Here is a 19,922-nt window from a genome sequence, read left to right as displayed (position 1 = left end):
GTGCGGTCAGGTACCTCGCGAGTTGGAAGTAGGTCGAGATTGCGATGAGCACTCGATGAGTACGCGATGAGTACGCCCATGAAGTAGCGACGGTCCGGCGGTAACCGGACCTCAAAGGAGCGAAGTGGCTAAGGTCCGGGTATACGAACTCGCCAAGGAGTTCGGCGTGGAGAGCAAGGTCGTCATGGCCAAGCTCCAAGAACTCGGTGAATTCGTCCGTTCGGCGTCCTCGACGATCGAGGCGCCGGTCGTGCGCAAGTTGACTGACGCTTTGCAGGGTCCCGGTGGCAACGCCGGCAAGACCGCTGCCAAGCCCGGCGCGCCCCGCAAGGCAGCGCCTTCCCCCGCCGCGCCGAAGCCGGCGCCGGCCTCCCCCGCCGCGCCGTCCCCGGCGCAGGCTGTACGTCCCTCCGCCCCGAAGCCTGGAGCACCCGCCCCGGCGGCGCCCAAGCCCGTGGTCGCGGAGAAGCCCGCCGCGGCGCCCACTCCGGGCTCGCGTCCCACCCCGGGTCCGAAGCCCCCGGCCGCGCCGAAGCCGGCGCCGGCCTCCCCGGCTCCGACGACCCCGGAGTTCACCGCGCCTCCGGCGGCCCCGGCCGCCCAGCGTCCCGCCGGCGCGACCCCGGGCCCCCGCCCGGCCGCCCGCCCCGCCCAGCAGGCCCCGCGCCCGCAGGGTCAGGGTCAGGGTGCCCCGCGTCCGCAGGGCCAGGGTGCTCCCCGTCCGGGCGGTGCCCGTCCGGCCGGTCCGCGTCCGGGCAACAACCCCTTCACCTCGGGTGGCTCCACCGGAATGGCGCGCCCGCAGGCGCCCCGTCCCGGCGGCGGCGCCCCGCGTCCGCAGGGCGGCCCCGGCGCCGTTCCGGGCGCTCCGCGTCCGCAGGGCGGCCCCGGTGGCGCCCCGCGTCCGCAGGGCCAGGGCGGCGCGCGTCCCACCCCCGGTGGCATGCCGCGTCCGCAGGCTCCCCGTCCGGGCGGCGCGCCCGGCGGTAACCGTCCAAACCCGGGCATGATGCCGCAGCGTCCCGCTGCCGGCCCGCGCCCCGGTCCTGGCGGCCGTGGTCCCGGTGGCCCCGGCGGCCGTCCGGGTGGTCCCGGCGGCGGCGGTGGCGGTCGTCCCGGCTTCGCCGGTCGTCCGGCCGGTCCCGGCGGTGGCGGCGGCGGCTTCGCCGGCCGTCCCGGTGGTCCCGGTGGCGGCGGCGGTCGTCCGGGTGGTCCCGGCGGCGGTGGCGGCGGCTTCGGCGGTCGTCCCGGCGGCTTCGGTGGGCGTCCCGGTGGCCCGGGCGGACGTGGTGGCACGCAGGGCGCCTTCGGTCGCCCCGGCGGTCCCGCGCGTCGTGGTCGCAAGTCGAAGCGTCAGAGGCGCCAGGAGTACGAGGCCATGCAGGCCCCGTCCGTGGGCGGCGTGATGCTGCCTCGCGGCAACGGCGACACCATCCGCCTGTCGCGCGGTGCCTCCCTCACCGACTTCGCCGAGAAGATCGGCGCCAACCCGGCGTCGCTCGTCGCGGTGATGATGAACCTCGGTGAGATGGTCACGGCCACGCAGTCCGTCTCCGACGACACGCTGCAGATGCTCGGCGACGAGATGAACTACGTCGTCCAGATCGTCAGCCCGGAGGAGGAGGACCGCGAGCTCCTCGAGTCCTTCGACATCGAGTTCGGCGAGGACGAGGGCGGCGAAGAGGCTCTGGTCTCCCGTCCCCCGGTCGTCACCGTCATGGGTCACGTCGACCACGGTAAGACCCGACTGCTCGACGCGATCCGCAAGACGAACGTCGTCGCGGGCGAGGCCGGTGGCATCACCCAGCACATCGGTGCCTACCAGGTGGGTACCGAGGTCAACGGCGAAGAGCGTCGCATCACCTTCATCGACACCCCGGGTCACGAGGCGTTCACCGCCATGCGTGCCCGTGGTGCGAAGTCGACCGACATCGCGATCCTCGTGGTCGCGGCCAACGACGGCGTCATGCCGCAGACGATCGAGGCGCTCAACCACGCCAAGGCCGCCGGCGTCCCGATCGTCGTCGCGGTCAACAAGATCGACGTCGAGGGTGCCGACCCGACCAAGGTCCGCGGTCAGCTGACCGAGTTCGGTCTGGTGGCCGAGGAGTACGGCGGCGACACGATGTTCGTCGACATCTCCGCCAAGCAGGGTCTGCACATCGACTCCCTGCTGGAGGCCGTCGTCCTCACCGCCGACGCCTCGCTCGACCTGCGGGCCAACCCGAACCAGGACGCGCAGGGTATTGCCATCGAGTCCCACCTCGACCGTGGTCGTGGTGCCGTCTCGACCGTCCTGGTCCAGCGCGGAACGCTGCGCATCGGCGACACCGTGGTGGTCGGCGACGCGTACGGCCGCGTCCGGGCGATGCTCGACGACAAGGGCAACAACGTCGAGGAGGCGACCCCGTCGACTCCCGTCCTGGTGCTCGGTCTCACCAACGTGCCGGGTGCCGGCGACAACCTCCTGGTGGTCGACGAGGACCGTACGGCGCGTCAGATCGCCGAGAAGCGCGCTGCGCGTGAGCGCAACGCCGCCTTCGCCAAGCGCGTCCGCCGGGTGTCCCTCGAGGACCTCGACAAGGTGCTCAAGGCCGGTCTCGTCCAGGAACTCAACCTCATCATCAAGGGCGACGCGTCCGGTGCGGTCGAGGCCCTCGAGGCTTCGCTGCTCCAGCTCGACGTCGGCGAAGAGGTCGACATCCGCGTCCTGCACCGCGGTGTGGGTGCGGTCACGGAGTCGGACATCGACCTGGCCATGGGCTCCGACGCCATCGTCATCGGCTACAACGTCCGTGCGGCCGGCCGTGCCGCGCAGATGGCGGAGCGCGAGGGCGTCGACGTCCGGTACTACTCGGTGATCTACCAGGCCATCGAGGAGATCGAGGCGGCCCTGAAGGGTCTCCTCAAGCCGGAGTACGAAGAGGTCGAGCTCGGTACGGCGGAGATCCGCGAGGTCTTCCGCTCGTCCAAGCTGGGCAACATCGCCGGTGTCCTCATCCGCTCCGGCGAGGTCAAGCGCAACACCAAGGCGCGCCTCGTCCGCGACGGCAAGGTCATCGCCGAGGACCTCACGATCCACGGTCTGCGCCGCTTCAAGGACGACGTCACCGAGATCCGCGAAGGCTTCGAGGGTGGTATCAACCTCGGAAACTTCAACGACATCAAGATCGACGACGTCATCGCGACGTACGAGATGCGCGAGAAGCCCCGCGCCTGATCGCGTCCGATCGCAGCAGTGAGCCGGGGCCGGTCGGTGGAAGTTATTCCGTCGATCGGCCCCGGCCGTTGCGTGTACGGTTCTGGTGTCCCTGCCGAGCGACGGCCCGGCAGGCCACCGAACCCGAACCGGCGGGACATCCGGCACCGCATGTACGTGGGGACTCTGTCCTTCGATCTGCTCCTCGGCGACGTCCACTCGCTGAAGGAGAAACGCTCCGTGGTCCGCCCCATCGTCGCCGAGCTCCAGCGCAAGTTCTCTGTGAGCGCGGCCGAGGTGGGCGACCAGGACCTCCACCGCAGGGCCCGGCTGGGCGTCGCGCTGGTGTCCGGGGACCCGGGGTTCGTATCGGACGTGCTCGACCGCTGTGAGCGGCTCGTCGCCGCGCGTCCCGAGGTGGAGCTGCTGTCGGTGCGCCGCAGGCTCCACACTGATGAAGACTGATTTGAGCAAGGCGAAGAAGGAGAAGGACCAGTGGCCGACAACGCGCGGGCGAAGAAGCTGGCAGACCTCATCCGGGAGGTGGTCGCCGAGAAGCTGCAGCGCGGCATCAAGGACCCGCGCCTGGGTACGCACGTGACCATCACGGACACCCGCGTCACCGGTGACCTGCGGGAGGCCACGGTCTTCTACACGGTCTACGGCGACGACGAGGACCGGGCGAGCGCCGCGGCCGGCCTGGAGAGCGCCAAGGGCATCCTCCGTTCGGCCGTGGGCCGGGCGGCGGGCACCAAGTTCACCCCCACCCTGACGTTCATGGCGGACGCCCTCCCGGAGAACGCGCGGACGATCGAGGACCTCCTCGACAAGGCGCGGGCCTCGGACGCCCAGGTGCGGGAGGCCTCCTCGGGCGCCTCCTTCGCCGGCGACGCCGACCCCTACAAGAAGCCGGGCGAGGACGAAGCCTCCGAATGAGCAACGCAGCAAAGACGCCCGACGGCCTGGTCATCGTCGACAAGCCGTCGGGCTTCACCTCGCACGACGTCGTGGCCAAGATGCGCGGGATCGCCAAGACCCGCCGGGTCGGCCACGCGGGCACGCTCGACCCCATGGCCACGGGCGTCCTCGTCCTCGGCGTGGAGCGGGCGACCAAGCTCCTCGGTCACCTCGCGCTGACCGAGAAGGAGTACCTGGGCACCATCCGCCTGGGCCAGACCACGATCACCGACGACGCCGAGGGCGAGATCACGGCGTCGGTCGACGCTTCGAAGGTCACCCGGGAGCAGATCGACGCGGGCGTGGCCGAGCTGACCGGCGCCATCATGCAGGTGCCGTCGAAGGTCTCCGCGATCAAGATCGACGGCAAGCGGTCGTACGCGCGGGTCCGCGGCGGCGAGGAGTTCGAGATCCCGGCCCGCCCGGTCACCGTCTCCTCCTTCCAGGTGTACGACGTCCGGGAAGCCACGGCCGAGGACGGCACCGCCGTCGTCGACCTGGTCGTCTCGGTCGTCTGCTCCTCCGGTACGTACATCCGGGCGCTCGCCCGGGACCTCGGCGCCGGACTCGGCGTGGGCGGCCATCTGACCGCGCTGCGCCGCACCCGGGTCGGCCCGTACAAGCTCGACGCGGCCCGGACGCTCGACCAGCTCCAGGAGGAGCTCACGGTCATGCCGGTCGCCGAGGCGGCCACGGCGGCGTTCCCGCGCTGGGACGTCGACGAGAAGCGGGCCAGGCTGCTCCTGAACGGGGTCCGGCTGGAGATGCCGGAGTACCCGACGGGTCCCGTCGCGGTCTTCGGGCCCGAAGGGAAGCTCCTCGCGCTGGTCGAGGCGCAGCGGGGGAAGGCCAAGAGCCTCGCCGTCTTCGGCTGAGGTCTGATCGTCGCGTGTAGGGCGGACACGCACGCGTGTCCGCCCTACACGTGTCTTCCGAGATATTTCACCCCATCGGGGAGGCGCTCGGAGTGAAACGGGGGAGCGTCGGGGGGCGCGTTTCCCGACTCGGTTCTCCGGGTGATCACCGTCGACCTACCGTCGACACCATGGGACGCGGGGACCTGGCGACGCTGGTGGAAATCCGTGATCCGGCGGGCCGGCCGCGCGGCACCGGATTCCTCGCCGATCATCACGGCACGGTCGTGACCAGCCACGAAGCGGTCGACGGGCTCGCGCGTCTCGTCCTGCACGCCCCAGGCGACCTCACCTGGCTCGCCGAGGCCGAGGCCGTCACCCCCCTGCCGGAGAGCGGCCTCGCGCTCGTACGGACCGAGGGGCTCGGCATCCGCCCCGTCGCGCTCGCGACCCGCCCCGAGATCGAGCCCGGCACCTACGTCCGGATCGCCGCCCACGGCTGGCGCGAGGCCCGGGTCCTCGGCCCCGCCGCCGTCACCTACGCCGCGGCCGACCGCTTCCACCTCCTCGCCGACGCCCTCGAACTCGCCATCGGCACCGAGGGCGCCGAGGCCCTCCGCCGCGGCGGCCGGGCCGCGGGCGGCCCCGTCCTCGACACCGCCACCGGCACCGTCGTCGCCGTCCTCGGCACCGCCCTGCACGGAAGGCGCCCGGCCGCCGGATACGCGGTGCCGCTCCGCCCCGACGGCCCGCTCGCCGCCCTCCTGCGGCGCAACGCGGCCACCGTCCCCGCCTACGGACCGGACCTCAACCTCGCCGGAATCCTGGAGCTCACCGCCACCTCCACCGGCCCGGCGCGGGAACCCGACCCCTGGCCCGAGCCCGTCGAACGCCCCGAGTGCGCCCGGGAGTTCGCCCGCTTCACGGCCGGCGAGGCACCCGTTCTCGCGCTCGTCGGCGCCCCCGGCACCGGCCGCACCACCGCCCTCGCCGCGCTCTGCGCCCGCCGCTCCCAGGGCGCCGCACCCGCCCCCACGGTCCGGCTGCGCGGCGCCGACCTCCGCGCCGAGGACCGCTCGCTCGCCGACGCCGTCGGCCGCGCCCTGCGCCAGGCGGGCCGGATCGTCGCCGCCGCCGGGGCGCTCGGCGACACCGCGACCGCCACCCCGGAGCGCGCCGCCGCCCTCGCCCGCGACGCGGGCCGCCCCCTGCTCGTCGTCCTCGACGGCCCCGAGGAGATGCCGCCGCTCCTCGCCCACCGCCTCGCCGACTGGACCGGGGCCACCGAGCGGTGGCTGCGCGACCACGGGGCCCGCCTGGTCACCGCCTGCCGCCCCGAGCACTGGGACCTCGCCGGCGCGCTCTACGGCCCCGGGGCCCTGCACCGGCCGGCCCAGGGCAACGGAGACGACCTGCCCGCCGCCCTCGTGCTCGGCCCGTACACCGAGACCGAGGCCCGGGCCGTCGGACAGGGGTACGGGATCGGCGAGACCGACCTCGCCGAGGCGGACGCCCGCCATCCGCTCGCCCTCCGGCTGCTCGCCGAGGTCCGGGCGGCGCTCCCGGGCGAGGTCCCGGGCCGGCCGGGCCGGGAGGAGATCTTCACGGCCCACGTCGACCTGATGTGCCTGCGCGTCGCCGTCCGGGTCGCCGCGGGCTCCCGGCCCCTCCCCCGGGGGACCGCCGTGCGGCTGCTCGCCGCCCGGGTCGCCGGCCAGGTCCACGAGGCGGCCCGCCGCTGTCTCGGCCCCGGCCACGGCGTCCTCGACCGGGCCTCCTTCGAGGAGCTGTTCCCCTGGCGCGAGGGCTGGGCCTCGGCCGTCCTCACCGAAGGCCTCCTCGTCCCCGCCGGCTCCGGCTACCGCTTCGCCCACGAGGAACTCGCCGACTGGCTCCAGGCCGCCCACCTCGACCTGGACACCGCCCTCCACGCCCTGGTCCACAGCAGCGTCCCCCCGACACCCGCCCGGTCCCGGGCGGAGGCCGGGGGGACGGCGGCCACGGCAGACCTCGCGGGCCGGGCCACGGCCATGGACCCGGCCGTGGGCGCGGGCTTCGCGCCGGGCCCGGGTGCCACCCCGGGACCCGGTTCCACCACGTGGCACGAGCAGGATGATTCCGGGCGCGGGCAGGAACCCGGGCGCGATGGGCAGCCGGGGCGCGGGCAGGAACCCGTGCGCGGTGGGGAGCCGGGGCGCGATCCCGTGCGCGGTCGGGAGCCGGGGCGCGGGCAGGGTCCCGGGCGCGGTTCCGCTTCCGCGCGGGGCGCCGGTGCCTGGGCCGGGGCCGGTTCCGACGTACCGCCCTGTGGCGGACCGGACAGCGGCGGACCGCCCGACGGCGGACCGGGCGGTGGTTCCGGAACTCCGTCCGGCTCCGCCTCGGGCCCGGGTGCGGCGGCCTGGGGCGGCGCCTCCCCGGCGGGCGCCAGCGACGGGGCGCTCGTGCCCCTGACGGGGCAGCCCGGCGCCGTACCTCCCGCGCGGCCGTCCGACGAGGACCCCGTCCCCCCGGCGCCGACCGGGCGCCGCCGGGCCCGCCGGGCCCGCCGGGAGCCCGCCGCTCCGGTGGCCCGCTCCGGCGCCGAGGTCCCCCGCCAGCGGACCCCTGCGACGGGCGAGCCCGCCGCCGAGCACCTGCCCGTGCCCCGCCACCGCATCGGCCCCGTCCTCCAGGCGCTGCTGCGCCTCCACCGCGAGCAGGGGCCCGGCGCGCTCGCCCCGCGCCTCGCCGCGCTCGTGGAGTCCCTCGACCGGTTCGCGGACGCGGGAGCGCGGGGCGGCGACCGGACCGGCGCCCCCCACCCGTACGCCGACGCCGTCTGGTGGGCGGTCCGGCTCCTCGGGGAGACCGCACGCCGGGTGCCCGACCCCCGGCCGTACCTGCCCGTCCTGCGGCTCCTCGCCGACCGAATCGGCGGCCGCCCCGCGCCCCACCCGGTCTTCGCCGGCTTCGGCGTGGCCTTCTGGCAGGGGCTCCCGCTCGGCGAGGACGAGCGGATCGACCTGCTGCGGCGGCTCGTGCCCGCCGACCCGCCCCAGGCCGGGACGCCCGGGGGAGACGGCGACCGGAGCCTCGACGCCGTCGCCGCGCTGCTCGTCGCCGACCCCCGGGGCGTCCAGCCGCTGCTGTGCCGCTGGTTCGGCGACGAACGCCCCCTGCCCGCCGCCCCGCACGCGACCGTCGCCACCGCAGCCCAGGCCCTCCTGCACACCCACCGGGGACTCGCCGTCGACGACCTCTGCGAGGCGCTCGTCTCCACCGCCCACCCGCTCGCCGACGGCCTGCTCGCCGCCCTCGCCGAGGACGAGCCCTCCGCGCTCTGCCGCGCCGTCGACCGCTGGGCCCACGACGACGGCCGCCCCGAGCGCCGGGTCGCCGCCGCCGCGTACGGACAGCTGGTCGCCGACCGCCTCACCGCCCCCGCCGACCGCGAGCTCCTCCGCTACGCCGCCCTCGCCCTGCTCGCCCGCCCCGGCGACCAGGCCCTCCACGGCCCCGCCCTCGGCCTGCTCGTCCGCGACCCGCACACCCGGGCCCGCCATCTGCCCCGCGCCATCGCCGAACCCCGGGTGCCCGCCGCCGCCCTCGCCGAGGCCCTCGCGACCCACCCGGGACCGGTCCTCACCGCCTTCCGGTCCCGGCTGCACGGCACGGGGGAGGAGGCCGCCGGCGCGCTGCGCGCCCTCGCCGAGATCGACACCCCCGCGCTCACCCGGCGCGTCGCCGCCCTCGTCCGCGACTACGTCGCCCGCCTCCCCGAGGGCGCCGCGCACGTCGCCGGCTACGTGGACCGGCGGTTCGAGGACGGCCCGGCCGCCCGCGCCGTCCTCTTCCCCCTGGTCTCCGGGCTGATCCGGGGCCGCCCCGCCGTGGTCCGCCGCGCCCTCGCCCCCGTGCTCGCCGCCCCCGGCACGGGCGCCTCCCGCCATCTGCGGGCCGAGCTGCTCGACGTACTCCTGGACCACGAGCGGTACGAGGCCGAGGCCGGGGAGCTCTCCGTCCTGGACGCGCTCCTGACCGCCGCCGCCGAGGGCGCCGGGCTGCGCAGCGAGCCCCGCACACGGGAGCTCGTCCACCGGGCCGCCGCCCTGTACACCCGTACCCCCGAAGGCGCGGGACGGCTCGACCGGGTCCTGGCGGGGCTCGCCGGCGAACGCCCCGGCTTCGCCGGGCTCCTCGTCGTCTGGACCGTCGCCGTACCGGGGGAGTGGGCTCCGCTGCTCGGTCCCGAGACCCTCCGGGTGCTGCGGAGTCCCGGCACTTCCATGCCGATGCGGACCGACGGGCGCGGGCATGGCAGTCTTAGACCTGCGTAATCGGCGAACAGGGCGAACAGGCGGACGAGGAGCGGTCACAGTGCAGCGCTGGCGTGGCTTGGAGGACATCCCCCAGGACTGGGGGCGCAGCGTCGTCACCATCGGCTCCTACGACGGGGTGCACCGCGGACACCAGCTGATCATCGGGCGTGCCGTCGAGCGCGCCCGGGAGCTCGGCGTCCCCTCCGTCGTGGTCACCTTCGACCCGCACCCCTCCGAGGTCGTGCGGCCCGGCAGCCACCCGCCGCTGCTCGCCCCGCACCACCGGCGCGCCGAGCTGATCGGCGGCCTCGGGGTCGACGCGGTGCTCGTGCTGCCGTTCACCGCCGAGTTCTCCCAGCTCTCCCCGGCGGACTTCATCGTCAAGGTCCTCGTCGACAAGCTGCACGCCAAGGCGGTCATCGAGGGCCCCAACTTCCGCTTCGGCCACCGGGCCGCCGGGAACGTGGCGTTCCTCGCCGAGCTGGGCGAGACCTACGACTACGAGGTCGAGGTCATCGACCTGTACGTCAGCGGCTCGGCCGGCGGCGGCCAGCCCTTCTCCTCCACGCTCACCCGCCGGCTCGTCGCCGAGGGCGACATGGCCGGGGCGGCCGAGATCCTCGGCCGCCCGCACCGCGTCGAGGGCATCGTCGTCCGCGGCGCGCAGCGCGGTCGCGAGCTGGGCTTCCCGACGGCCAACGTCGAGACCCTGCCGCACACCGCGATCCCCGCGGACGGCGTCTACGCCGGCTGGCTGACCGCCGACGGCGAGCGCATGCCGGCGGCGATCTCCGTCGGCACGAACCCGCAGTTCGACGGCACGGAGCGGACGGTCGAGGCGTACGCGATCGACCGCGAGGGCCTCGACCTGTACGGGCTCCACGTGGCCGTGGACTTCCTGGCGTACGTGCGCGGCATGCTCAAGTTCGACACCCTCGACGACCTGCTCCAGGCGATGGCGGCGGACGTGAAGCGGAGCCGCGAGCTGACGGAGACGTACGACCGGGAGAACCCCGCCCCGTAGCGGCGGCACGTCGGACTCCAGGAGCCGCGAGCCCGATGGGCCGCCTCCGGCGGGCCCGTGCCCGAGGCGGCGGGCTCAGGCCGTCGTCTCCCGGGCCACCCAGTGGCACGCCACCGCGCGTGCCCCTCCGCCGTCGAGGACGGGCAGGTTCTCGCCCCGGCAGAGGTCCGCGACCGGGGCCGCCTCGCCCGAGGCGAGGACCTGGCAGCGGGCGTGGAAGCGGCAGCCGGACGGGATGCGCGAGGGGTCCGGGGGCTCTCCGGTCAGGACGACCGGAGCGCCCGCCGACTCGGGAAGCACCGACAACAGCGCCTGTGTGTACGGGTGCCGGGGGGCCGCCAGGACCGTCTCCACGGGACCCGTCTCCACGACCCGGCCCAGATACATCACCGCCACCCGGTCCGCGATGTTCCACGCGAGCCCCAGGTCGTGCGTCACCACCAGCGCCGAGAGCCCCAGTTCGTCCCGCAGTCGCAGCAGCAGCGCCAGGATCTCGCCCCGTACGGACGCGTCGAGGGAGGCCACCGGCTCGTCGGCGACGATCAGTTCGGGTTCCAGGACGAGCGCGCCCGCGATGACCACGCGCTGCCGCTGGCCGCCGGACAGCTCGTGCGGATAGCGCAGGAAGAACCGCTCCGGCGGCCGGAGCCCGGCCCGCGCGAGGGCGCCGGCGACCGCCGCCCGCTCGTCCCCCGCGTACCCGTGGATCCGCAGCCCCTCCGCCACCGCGTCGTACACCGTGTGCCGGGGGTTCAGCGAACCGCTCGGGTCCTGGAGGACCAGCTGCGCCCGCTTCCGGTAGGCCTTGAGCGCCCCGGAGGTGTACGCGAGCGGCTTCCCGTCGAAGGCGACCGTGCCCGCGGTGGGCCGCACCAGGCCCAGGAGCGAGCGGGCCAGCGTCGTCTTGCCGCACCCCGACTCGCCGACGAGCGCGACGATCTCGCCGGCGCCGACGTCGAGGTCCACGCCGTCCACCGCGCGCGCGGGCGGCGCGCCCCGCCGCCCCGGGAAGGTGACGTGCAGCCCGCGTGCCGAGAGCAGCGACCTCGTCGACGTCCTCGTGCCCACGGCCGTGTCCGTACTCATGGCGTGCTCCCCACATGGACGCACGCGGCCCGATGGCCCGCGCCCGCCTCCCGTAGTTCCTGGTCGAGCTCCGTACAGGCGTCCACCGCCACAGCGCAGCGCGGATGGAACGCGCAGCCGCCCGGCAGGTCGGCCGGGTCCGGCGGGTCGCCCGGCAGGCCGCGCGGCGCCCGCCGGGACGCGAGGTCCCCGATCCGGGGGAACGCCGAGGACAGCGCCCGCCCGTACGGGTGCTCGGCCGCCTCGTACACGGCCCGCGCGGGCCCCTCCTCGACGACCCGCCCCGCGTACATCACGGCCAGCCGGTCGCAGGTGTCGGCGAGGACGGCCAGGTCGTGGCTGATCATCAGCAGGCTGATGGACTCCTCGGCGACGAGCCGCTCGATCAGCCGCAGGATCTGTGCCTGGATCATCACGTCGAGCGCGGTCGTCGGCTCGTCGGCGACGATCAGCCGCGGGTCGCAGGCGAGCGCCATCGCGATCATCACGCGCTGCCGCTGGCCGCCGGACAGCTCGTGCGGGTAGGCGGCCGCGCGCGCGGCGGGCAGGCCCACGTGTTCCAGCAGCTCGCCCACGCGCCGGCGGGCCGCCGCCGGGGTCGACCTGCCGTGCACGAGCAGCGGCTCGGCGATCTGGTCCCCGATCCGGTGCACCGCGTTGAGCGAGTGCATCGCGCCCTGGAAGACGATCGACGCGCCCGCCCAGCGCACCGCCCGCAGCCGCCCCCACGACATCGCGAGGACGTCCTCCCCGTCGAGCAGCACCTCGCCCTCGATGCGCGCCGAGGAGGGGAGGAGCCGGAGCAGCGCGAGCGCGAGCGTCGACTTGCCGCAGCCCGACTCGCCCGCCACCCCCAGCTTGCTCCCCGCCTCCAGCGTCAGGTCGACCCCGCGCACGGCGGGCACGGCCGCGGCGCCGGAGCCGTACGTCACCCGCAGGTCCTTGATCTCGAGCAGGCTTCGGGCGGTCAACGCCCCACCCCCAGCTTCGGGTTGAGAACGGCCTCGACGGCCCGGCCGCAGAGGGTGAAGGCGAGCGCGACCAGCGCGATCGCGATGCCGGGCGGAGCCAGGTACCACCAGTGGCCGGAGGAGACCGCGCCCGCCTCCCGGGCGTCCTGGAGCATCCCGCCCCAGGAGACCACCGTCGGGTCCCCGAGCCCGAGGAAGGCGAGGGTCGCCTCGGTGAGGATGGCCGTCGAGATGCCGAGCGTGGTCTGCGCGAGCACCAGCGGCATCACGTTCGGCAGGACGTGCCGGCTCATGACGTGCCCGTGGCCGCCGCCGAGCGCTGTCGCCCGCTCGATGTACGGGCGGGACTCGACCGCGATCGTCTGCGCCCGCACCAGGCGGGCCGTCGTCGGCCAGGCGGTCACGCCGATCGCCACGACCACCGTCCACATCGACCGGGACATGACGGTGGCGAGCACGATCGCGAGGACCAGAGTCGGCATCACCAGGAACCAGTCCGTGATCCGCATGACGACCGTCGAGAACCAGCCGCCGTAGTGCCCGGCGACGACCCCGACCACGGTGCCGATGGCGACCGAGAGGGCCGCCGCGAGCAGCCCCACGAGCAGTGAGATCCGGGCTCCCCAGATCAGCAGCCCGAGCAGCGAGCGCCCGAACTGGTCTGTTCCGAGGGGGAATTCGGCGCTCGGCGGTTCCAGCGGCCCGCCGGGCGCCGCCGTCACCGACTGGACGTCCGCGCCGACGGTCAGCGGGGCGGTGAGGGCGAGCAGCGCGATCACGGCGAGCGCGGCGAGGCCGTAGAGCCCGGCGCGGTGGGTGCGGTACTGCTTCCAGAAGCGGGCCACCGAGGCCCGGCGGCGCTGCCACACCAGCGAGGTCGTGGCGGCGGGCGTCTTCGCGGTCGTCATCGGCCCACCCGGGGATCGAGCAGCGGATAGAGCAGGTCGGCGATCAGGTTCATCAGGATCATCGCGCCGGCGAAGACCACGAACAGGCCCTGGACGAGCGGCAGGTCGGGCACGCTGAGCGCCTGGTAGAAGAGCCCGCCGAGCCCCGGCCAGGAGAACACCGTCTCCACCAGGATCGAGCCGGCCGCCACATGACCCAGGTTGATGAAGATCATGGTGACGGTCGGGAGCAGCGCGTTCGGCACGGCGTGCCGGCGCCGTACGACGTCGTCCCGCAGCCCCTTCGCCCGCGCCGTCGTCAGATAGTCGCCGCCCATCTCGTCGAGGAGCGAGGAGCGCATCACGAGCAGGGTCTGCGCATACCCCACGGCCACCAGCGTCACGACGGGCAGGACCAGGTGGTGGGCGACGTCGAGGACGTACCCGAAGCCGGTCTCGCCCGTGCCGGACTCCATGCCGCCGGTCGGGAAGAGCCCCGGGATCGGACCCATACCGACCGAGAACACGATGATGAGCAGCAGCCCGAGCCAGAACGACGGCACCGACCACAGGGTCAGCGCGATCCCGGTGTTCAGCTTGTCGCCGAGGCGGCCGTGGCGCCAGGCCGAGCGGGTGCCGAGCCAGAGGCCGAGCGCCGAGTAGATCACCACGGCGACCCCGGTCAGCAACAGCGTCGCGGGCAGCTTCTCCGCGATCAGCTCCCCGACGGGGGCGCGGAACTGGAAGGAGGTGCCGAGATCGCCGCTCAGCGCCTTCGCACAGTAGTCGGTGAACTGCTGCCAGAGCGGCAGGTCGAGCCCGAACTGGCGCCGGAGTGTGGCGAGTTGCTCGGCCGTGGTGGGCACGCCGTGGGTCATCGCCTTCACCGGGTCGCCGGGGATGATCCGGAAGAGGAAGAAGCTGGTGACCAGCACGGCGAGGAGCGAGACGAGTGCGCCGCCCAGCTTCCCCGCCGCGTGGCGGAGGTAGCCGAGGGAGGAACCGGTGCGGGTCGCGCCGTCCGTGACGCGGGCCTGTTCGGCCCGCGCCACGTCGGCGGGGGTGCTTGCCGTCGTCACGGACTACTCGCGGTCGTCGGCGCTCGTGCGGCGGCGCCGGGCGGCCCAGACACCCGCTCCGACCAGGACCACCGCCGCGGCGCCCACGCCGATGAACACCCCGGGGGAGGAGCTCTCGTCCGTGTCGTCGGAGGCGGCGGCGGTGGGCACGGCCGACCACCAGCTCCAGTAGCCGTCCTGCCCCCACAGGTTGCCGGCGGCCTCCGGCATGGTCGTGATGGACTTGATCTGGTCCGTGCGGTACGCCTCCAGGGCGTTCGGGTAGGCCATGATGTTCATGTACCCCGTGTCGTACAGCCGGGACTGCATCCGCTTGACCAGATCCGCCCGCTTGGCGGCGTCGTACTCCACCGCCTGCTGCGCGTAGAGCGTGTCGAACTCCTTGTCGCAGATGAAGTTGTCGGTCGCGCCGCTGTCCTTCGGCGTCGCCGGGAGCGTGCCGCAGGTGTGGATCGACAGCACGTAGTCCGGGTCCGGGTTGACCGACCAGCCGTCGAAGGCCAGGTCGTAGTCGCCCTTGACCCACGGGTCGGAGACGCTGTCCAGGCACTCGACCTTCAGCCCGATGCCGAGCGCGCCCCACCACTCCTGGAGGTACTTGCCGATCGCCTTGTCGTTCGGGTCGGTGGCGTGACACAGGATCCGGAAGTCCAGCGCCTTGCCGTCCTTGCCGACCCGCTTGCCCGCGCCGTTCTTCCGGTAACCGGCGGCGTCGAGGACCTTCGCCGCCGCGGCAGGGTCGTAGGCCCGCTTCTGGGCGGCCTCCGGCTTCCAGAAGTACGAGCCGAAGCGCGGCGGGATGTACCCCTCGCCCTCGACGGCGTGGCCCTGGAAGACCTTGTCGACGATGGTCGTCCGGTCGACCGCGAGGAAGAGCGCCTTGCGCACCGCCGGGTCGAGCAGCGCCTTGTGGCCGTTGCCGAAGGTCTTCCCGTCCTGGGAGCGGGCGCCCGGGTTGGTGGCGATGGCGAAGAAGCGCCGACCGGGAGCGTCGTTCACCCTGATGTTCTTCTGCGTCTTCAGCGCCGCCGCCTGGGCGGGCGTCAGGTTCGGTACGAAGGACACCTCGCCCTTCTGGAGCGCGGCGACGGCGGCGTCACCGTCCTTGTAGTACTTGAACACCAGCTCGTCGAACTTGGGTGCGCCCCGCCAGAACGTCTTGTTCGGCTTCAGCTTGATGTACTGGTCGACCTTGAAGTCGGTGATGACGAAGGGGCCGTTGCCGACGATCGGGAACGCCTGGTCGTTGTTGAACTTCGAGAAGTCGCCGACCTTCTCCCAGACGTGCTTGGGCACGATCGGCACGTCGAGCGCGGTCATCGTCGCCTGCGGCTTCTTGAGCTCGATGACGAGCGTCCGGGGGTCGGGGGCGGTGACCTTCCTGAAGTTGGCGGTGAAGCTGCCGTTCGCGGTGGCCGCGTTCGGGTCGGTCATCATCTTGTTGAAGGTCCAGGCCGCGTCCTCGGCGGTGGCCGGCTTCCCGTCGGACCACTTCGAGTCCTCGCGGATCGTGTACGTCCACGTCAGCTTGTCCGCCGAGGGCGACCAGGCGGTCGCCAGACCCGGGATCGTCCGGGCGTCCTTCGCGTCGTAGTTGGTCAGGTACTCGTAGGCCAGACGGTGGATGCTGGTCGAGGTGAGCTTCTGGGCGAGGAACGGGCTCAGCGAGTCGATGCTCTGCGAGACGGCCACCGTGAGGGTCGCGCCGCCGGTCTTGGCGTCATCGGCGGTGGCCTGTGCGACGGGAGCGGCGGGGGCCGCCGGTGTGGCCTGTGCGGCCTGGGGGACGGCGGAGAGTGCGGTGGCGGCGACACCCGTGGCGAGAAGCAGCCGGAGGAGTCTTCGGGGGGCGGCCGGACGGGAGGGGACCTTCGTGACCATGACCATAGGACGTGACCTCGTGTCGTGGATCTTGGGGGCGCCAACTGGTGAAGCGAAGGTCTATCAGCGGCGGCCGACCGCGTCAACGATGCGTCAAACCCCTTGTGGTCTGCGGGAATGCCAAGAGGCTCCGTATCGGACGACCGATACGGAGCCTCATTGGTCTAAGCCTGTGACGCCCTACTGCTGAGGGGCTGGCGGTACCTGCCCGGGCCCCTGCGGGTCGGCCTGCGGGGGCAGCGGCTGCCCGGGCTGGGGCTGCGCCGGATCCTGCGGAGGCTGCTGCTGCCAGGCCTGCGGCACACCCGGCTGACCGGGCTGACCCGGCTGCTGCGGATACGGCTGCGGGGCCTGGCCCGGGTACGGCTGCCCGGGAGCGGGCTGCCCCGGCGCGTACTGGCCCGGCGCGTACTGGCCGGGCACCGGCTGGCCCGGCACCGGCTGACCCGGCTGGGGGTACGCCGGCTGGGGGTACGGCTGCCCGGGCTGCTGGCCCTGCGGAGCGTAGGCCTGTCCGGGCTGCGGAGCCTGGGGCGCGTACGGCTGACCCGGTGCGGGCTGCCCGGGAGCGTACTGCCCCGGCAGGGGCTGTCCGGGCGCCGGCTGTCCGGGCAGGGGCTGTCCGGGGGCGTACTGCCCCGGCGCGGGCTGCCCCGGCGCCGGCTGTCCGGGCGCGGGCTGACCCGGGGGGAACTGACCCGGGGGGAACTGACCGGGCGGGAACTGGCCGGGCAGCGGCCGCCCCGCCCCGTACTGCTCGCCCCCGTACTGCTCGGGCGGGTACTGACCCGGCGCGTACTGCTCCGGCATCGGCTGGCCCGGCATCGGCTGGCCCGGCATCGGCTGGCCCGGCATCGGCGGGGCCATGTGCGGCGGCAGCCCGCCCTGGCCGTCGCCGGTCCACAGCCCCTGCGCCTGCTGGGCGCGGACGAAGTCCTCGGCCACCATCGCCGACAGGTGGAAGTACGCCTCGCGCGTCTTCGGCCGCATCATGTCGAGGTCGACCTCGGCACCGGCCGACAGGTGCTCGTCGAAGGGCACGACCACGACACCGCGGCAGCGGGTCTGGAAGTGCTGCACGATGTCCTCGACCTTGATCATCTTTCCGGTCTCACGGACCCCCGAGATGACCGTGATCGAGCGCTGCACCAGGTCCGCGTAACCGTGCGCGGAGAGCCAGTCCAGCGTCGTCGAGGCGCTGGAGGCGCCGTCCACGGAGGGCGTGGAGATGATGATCAGCTGATCGGCGAGGTCGAGCACGCCCCGCATGGCGCTGTAGAGCAGGCCCGTGCCCGAGTCCGTGAGGATGATCGGGTACTGCTTGCCGAGGACGTCGATGGCACGCCGGTAGTCCTCGTCGTTGAACGTCGTCGACACGGCCGGGTCCACGTCGTTGGCGAGGATCTCCAGACCGGAGGGCGCCTGCGAGGTGAACCGGCGGATGTCCATGTACGAGTTCAGGTACGGGATCGCCTGCACCAGGTCGCGGATGGTCGCCCCGGTCTCGCGCCGCACGCGGCGGCCGAGCGTGCCGGCGTCCGGGTTGGCGTCGATCGCCAGGATCTTGTCCTGCCGCTCGGTCGCCAGGGTCGCGCCGAGCGCGGTCGTCGTCGTGGTCTTGCCGACACCGCCCTTGAGGGAGATGACCGCGATCCGGTAGCAGGAGAGGACGGGCGTGCGGATCAGCTCCAGCTTCCGCTGACGCTCCGCCTCCTCCTTCTTGCCGCCGAGCTTGAAGCGCGCCGCGCCGCCGGGGTTGCGGCTCGACTTCGCCTTCTGCTTGTTGTTCCGCAGGAGCCGGTCGGAGGACAGCTCCACGGCCGCGTTGTAGCCCAGCGGCGCGCCCGGCACGGAGCGCTCGCGCTGATCGTGCGTCACGGGCGAGGGCCAGGCGGCCCCGGTCCGCGGGTCGACGGGCGGCTGCGCCTCCTGCGGCGGTACGGCACCGGGATGCGGGTACCCGTACCCGTCGGCTGCCTGCGGCGCCTGCGCCTGCGGCGGCAGGCCCGCTGCGCCGGGCTGCTGCGGGTAGCCGTAACCGCCCTGCGCCGGCTGCGGGGGAGTGCCGGGGTGCGGGAAGCCGTAGCCGCCCTGCTGAGCCTGCGGAGTCTGCGGCGGTACGGCGCCGGGCTGTGGGTATCCGTACGCACCCGGAGCCTGCGGCGGTACGGGCGCGGGGGCGCCGGGTCCGGGGGTGCCGGGGGTGCCGGGAGCGGGGGTGCCGGGAGCCGGGGCGCCGGGCGTCGCGGGGGCGGGCCAGGCGGCGGTGGGCGGCAGCGGTGCTGCCTGCGGCACCGGCTGGGCACCCGGAAGGGGCTGCGCGGGCCACTGCTGTGCGGCTGCGGGCGCGGCCGGCTGGAACGACGGCGGCAACGGCGGCAGGCCGGCTCCGCCCTGCGGGGCGGCGGGCGGGTAGCCGCCGGGCACCGAGGGGGCCTGCGGCGCGACGCCCGGGTAGGGTCCCGGGGCCGCCTGCGCGAAGTCCGCCTGGGCGGCGTCCGCCACGGGGAGCCCGGCCGGCGCGGGACCGACGCCCTGCTCCGTACCGCTGCCCGTGCCCGTGCCCGTGCCCGTGTCCTCGGCTCCGGCCTCGGCCACGGCGGCCGAAGAGCCGCCCGCCTCGACGTCGTCGGAGCCGGAGCTGACGCCGGAATCGGAGTCCGAGCCGGAGTCCGGGCCGGAGTCCGGGCCGGAGAAGTCGACGTCCGACTCCGCACGCGCCTCGTCGCCGGACACCTCGGCGCTCGCGTCCACGACCGACCCGGAGTCCGCGCTGTCGCCCGACGCGGCAGCCAGGTCCGCGCCCGCGCCCGCGCCCGCTTCCGCGTCGACGGCGGCCTCCGGCTGGGCGTCGGCGACCGGGGCGTCCGCCGCCGCTGCCGCCTCGGCGGACGCCGAGCCGTCGGTCTCCTCGGAGCCCTCCGCGCCCGGCGTGTCCTCGTCCGGGTTCTGCTGAGACGGGGTGGCGGCGGCCTCGGCCGCGCGCTCCTCCATCTCGCGCTTGAGCGCGGCGGGCGAGAAGCGCATCGTCGCGCCGCTCTCCACGTCGCCCCCGCCGAACGGCACACCGCCGGCCGGGGTCGCCCCAGCCGACGCGGCCGACTCGGCAGCGGGCGCGGGAATCGGCAGAGGCGCGGGCACAGCCGCCGGAGCGGGGGCAGGCACATGTCCCGGCACGGGCAGCGGCGCGGGCGGCACCACGGCCGCCGGCATCTCCGGCGCACCCGTCTCGTGCGCCACAGGAGCACCCGGCGCCGCAGGAGTAGTAGAGGCAGGGGGAGTGGCAGGAGCCACGGGCGACACGGGGGCGATCGGAGCCGGAGCCACGGGATGCACCGGCGCCGGCGGCTGCTGCGCGCCCCAGCCGGGCTCGAAGCCGCTTCCCGCCGGGAGTCCGGGGACCGCGACCGGCGCCCCGCTCGGCGGCGGGGGAGTGACCCCGCCCCCCGCGGTACCGCCGGACGCGTTCTGCGTGTACCAGGCGGGCGGGGTGTAGTCGATGGTGAACTCACCCGTCATCTCGGCGGGATCCGCGTCGGACTGATCGTCGGCGGGCGGATTCCAACCCCCGTGGATCTCGTCGCGATCGCCGTTCACTTTGCCTCCTGGTGTGGTCGAGCACCCTTGTGCCGTTGTGGGCGGGGCTCTTCCAGCCTAATCGGCGCGGCATCCCGCGGGCAGGC

Annotated in this window: 12 protein-coding genes; 6 read left to right on the top strand and 6 right to left on the bottom strand. The window is 74.3% G+C overall.

Going from position 1 to position 19,922, the window contains the following annotated elements; all coding sequences use genetic code 11:
• The first annotated feature begins 124 nt into the window (after window positions 1-124).
• The 6 genes from infB to ACF08F_RS26390 all read left to right on the top strand — a co-directional run bounded on the left by infB (window position 125) and on the right by ACF08F_RS26390 (window position 10,335).
• Window positions 125-3,220, top strand: coding sequence for a translation initiation factor IF-2 (gene infB, locus ACF08F_RS26415; protein WP_392301018.1), 3,096 nt, complete (start codon window positions 125-127; stop codon window positions 3,218-3,220).
• Between the two features lie 150 nt (window positions 3,221-3,370).
• Entirely contained in the window at window positions 3,371-3,664 is a 294-nt protein-coding gene (locus tag ACF08F_RS26410) for a DUF503 domain-containing protein (RefSeq protein WP_019889861.1), read from the top strand.
• A 30-nt stretch (window positions 3,665-3,694) separates the two neighbouring features.
• Entirely contained in the window at window positions 3,695-4,135 is a 441-nt protein-coding gene (gene rbfA, locus ACF08F_RS26405; RefSeq protein ID WP_392301017.1) for a 30S ribosome-binding factor RbfA, read from the top strand.
• Window positions 4,132-5,031: a tRNA pseudouridine(55) synthase TruB gene (gene truB, locus ACF08F_RS26400; protein WP_392301016.1), complete on the top strand. Its 900-nt coding sequence runs from the start codon at window positions 4,132-4,134 to the stop codon at window positions 5,029-5,031. The genes rbfA and truB overlap by 4 nt, the downstream gene beginning before the upstream one ends.
• Window positions 5,032-5,201: 170 nt before the next feature.
• A complete protein-coding gene (locus ACF08F_RS26395; RefSeq protein ID WP_392301015.1) occupies window positions 5,202-9,329 on the top strand; it encodes a trypsin-like peptidase domain-containing protein in 4,128 nt (1,375 codons plus the stop codon).
• 40 nt (window positions 9,330-9,369) lie between these two features.
• Window positions 9,370-10,335 (top strand): bifunctional riboflavin kinase/FAD synthetase, encoded by a 966-nt coding sequence (locus tag ACF08F_RS26390; RefSeq protein ID WP_392301014.1) that lies wholly within the window; start codon window positions 9,370-9,372, stop codon window positions 10,333-10,335.
• A gap of 75 nt (window positions 10,336-10,410) precedes the next feature.
• Here ACF08F_RS26390 and ACF08F_RS26385 read toward each other — a convergent pair whose 3' ends face one another.
• From ACF08F_RS26385 to ACF08F_RS26360, 6 genes are all read right to left on the bottom strand, one after another.
• Window positions 10,411-11,421, bottom strand: coding sequence for an ABC transporter ATP-binding protein (locus ACF08F_RS26385; protein WP_392301013.1), 1,011 nt, complete (start codon window positions 11,419-11,421; stop codon window positions 10,411-10,413).
• On the bottom strand, window positions 11,418-12,392 hold the full coding sequence (locus tag ACF08F_RS26380; RefSeq protein ID WP_392301012.1) for an ABC transporter ATP-binding protein: 975 nt from the start codon (window positions 12,390-12,392) through the stop codon (window positions 11,418-11,420). Before ACF08F_RS26380 ends, ACF08F_RS26385 begins: the two co-directional genes overlap by 4 nt.
• Window positions 12,389-13,300 carry an ABC transporter permease gene (locus tag ACF08F_RS26375; protein WP_392301011.1) on the bottom strand — a complete coding sequence of 304 codons (912 nt, stop codon included), beginning with the start codon at window positions 13,298-13,300 and terminating at the stop codon, window positions 12,389-12,391. The genes ACF08F_RS26380 and ACF08F_RS26375 overlap by 4 nt, the downstream gene beginning before the upstream one ends.
• Entirely contained in the window at window positions 13,297-14,358 is a 1,062-nt protein-coding gene (locus ACF08F_RS26370; protein ID WP_392301010.1) for an ABC transporter permease, read from the bottom strand. The genes ACF08F_RS26375 and ACF08F_RS26370 overlap by 4 nt, the downstream gene beginning before the upstream one ends.
• 3 nt (window positions 14,359-14,361) lie before the next feature.
• Window positions 14,362-16,239, bottom strand: coding sequence for an ABC transporter substrate-binding protein (locus ACF08F_RS26365; RefSeq protein WP_392301146.1), 1,878 nt, complete (start codon window positions 16,237-16,239; stop codon window positions 14,362-14,364).
• A gap of 180 nt (window positions 16,240-16,419) precedes the next feature.
• Window positions 16,420-19,836: an SCO5717 family growth-regulating ATPase gene (locus ACF08F_RS26360; RefSeq protein ID WP_392301009.1), complete on the bottom strand. Its 3,417-nt coding sequence runs from the start codon at window positions 19,834-19,836 to the stop codon at window positions 16,420-16,422.
• Window positions 19,837-19,922 lie beyond the last annotated feature (86 nt).

The organism is Streptomyces sp. NPDC015130 (assembly GCF_043080005.1).
In the GTDB taxonomy this organism is placed as follows: Bacteria; Actinomycetota; Actinomycetes; order Streptomycetales; family Streptomycetaceae; genus Streptomyces.
Note: the sequence above shows the minus strand (reverse complement) of the source record. Positions and strands in the feature narration are given on the sequence as shown.

Coding starts and splice junctions, on each gene's coding strand:
- ACF08F_RS26395 (WP_392301015.1), top strand. CDS start 5,202: ATGGGACGCGGGGACCTGGCGACGCTGGTGGAAATCCGTGATCCGGCG.
- ACF08F_RS26385 (WP_392301013.1), bottom strand. CDS start 11,421: ATGAGTACGGACACGGCCGTGGGCACGAGGACGTCGACGAGGTCGCTG.
- ACF08F_RS26365 (WP_392301146.1), bottom strand. CDS start 16,239: ATGGTCACGAAGGTCCCCTCCCGTCCGGCCGCCCCCCGAAGACTCCTC.
- ACF08F_RS26375 (WP_392301011.1), bottom strand. CDS start 13,300: ATGACGACCGCGAAGACGCCCGCCGCCACGACCTCGCTGGTGTGGCAG.
- truB (WP_392301016.1), top strand. CDS start 4,132: ATGAGCAACGCAGCAAAGACGCCCGACGGCCTGGTCATCGTCGACAAG.
- ACF08F_RS26410 (WP_019889861.1), top strand. CDS start 3,371: ATGTACGTGGGGACTCTGTCCTTCGATCTGCTCCTCGGCGACGTCCAC.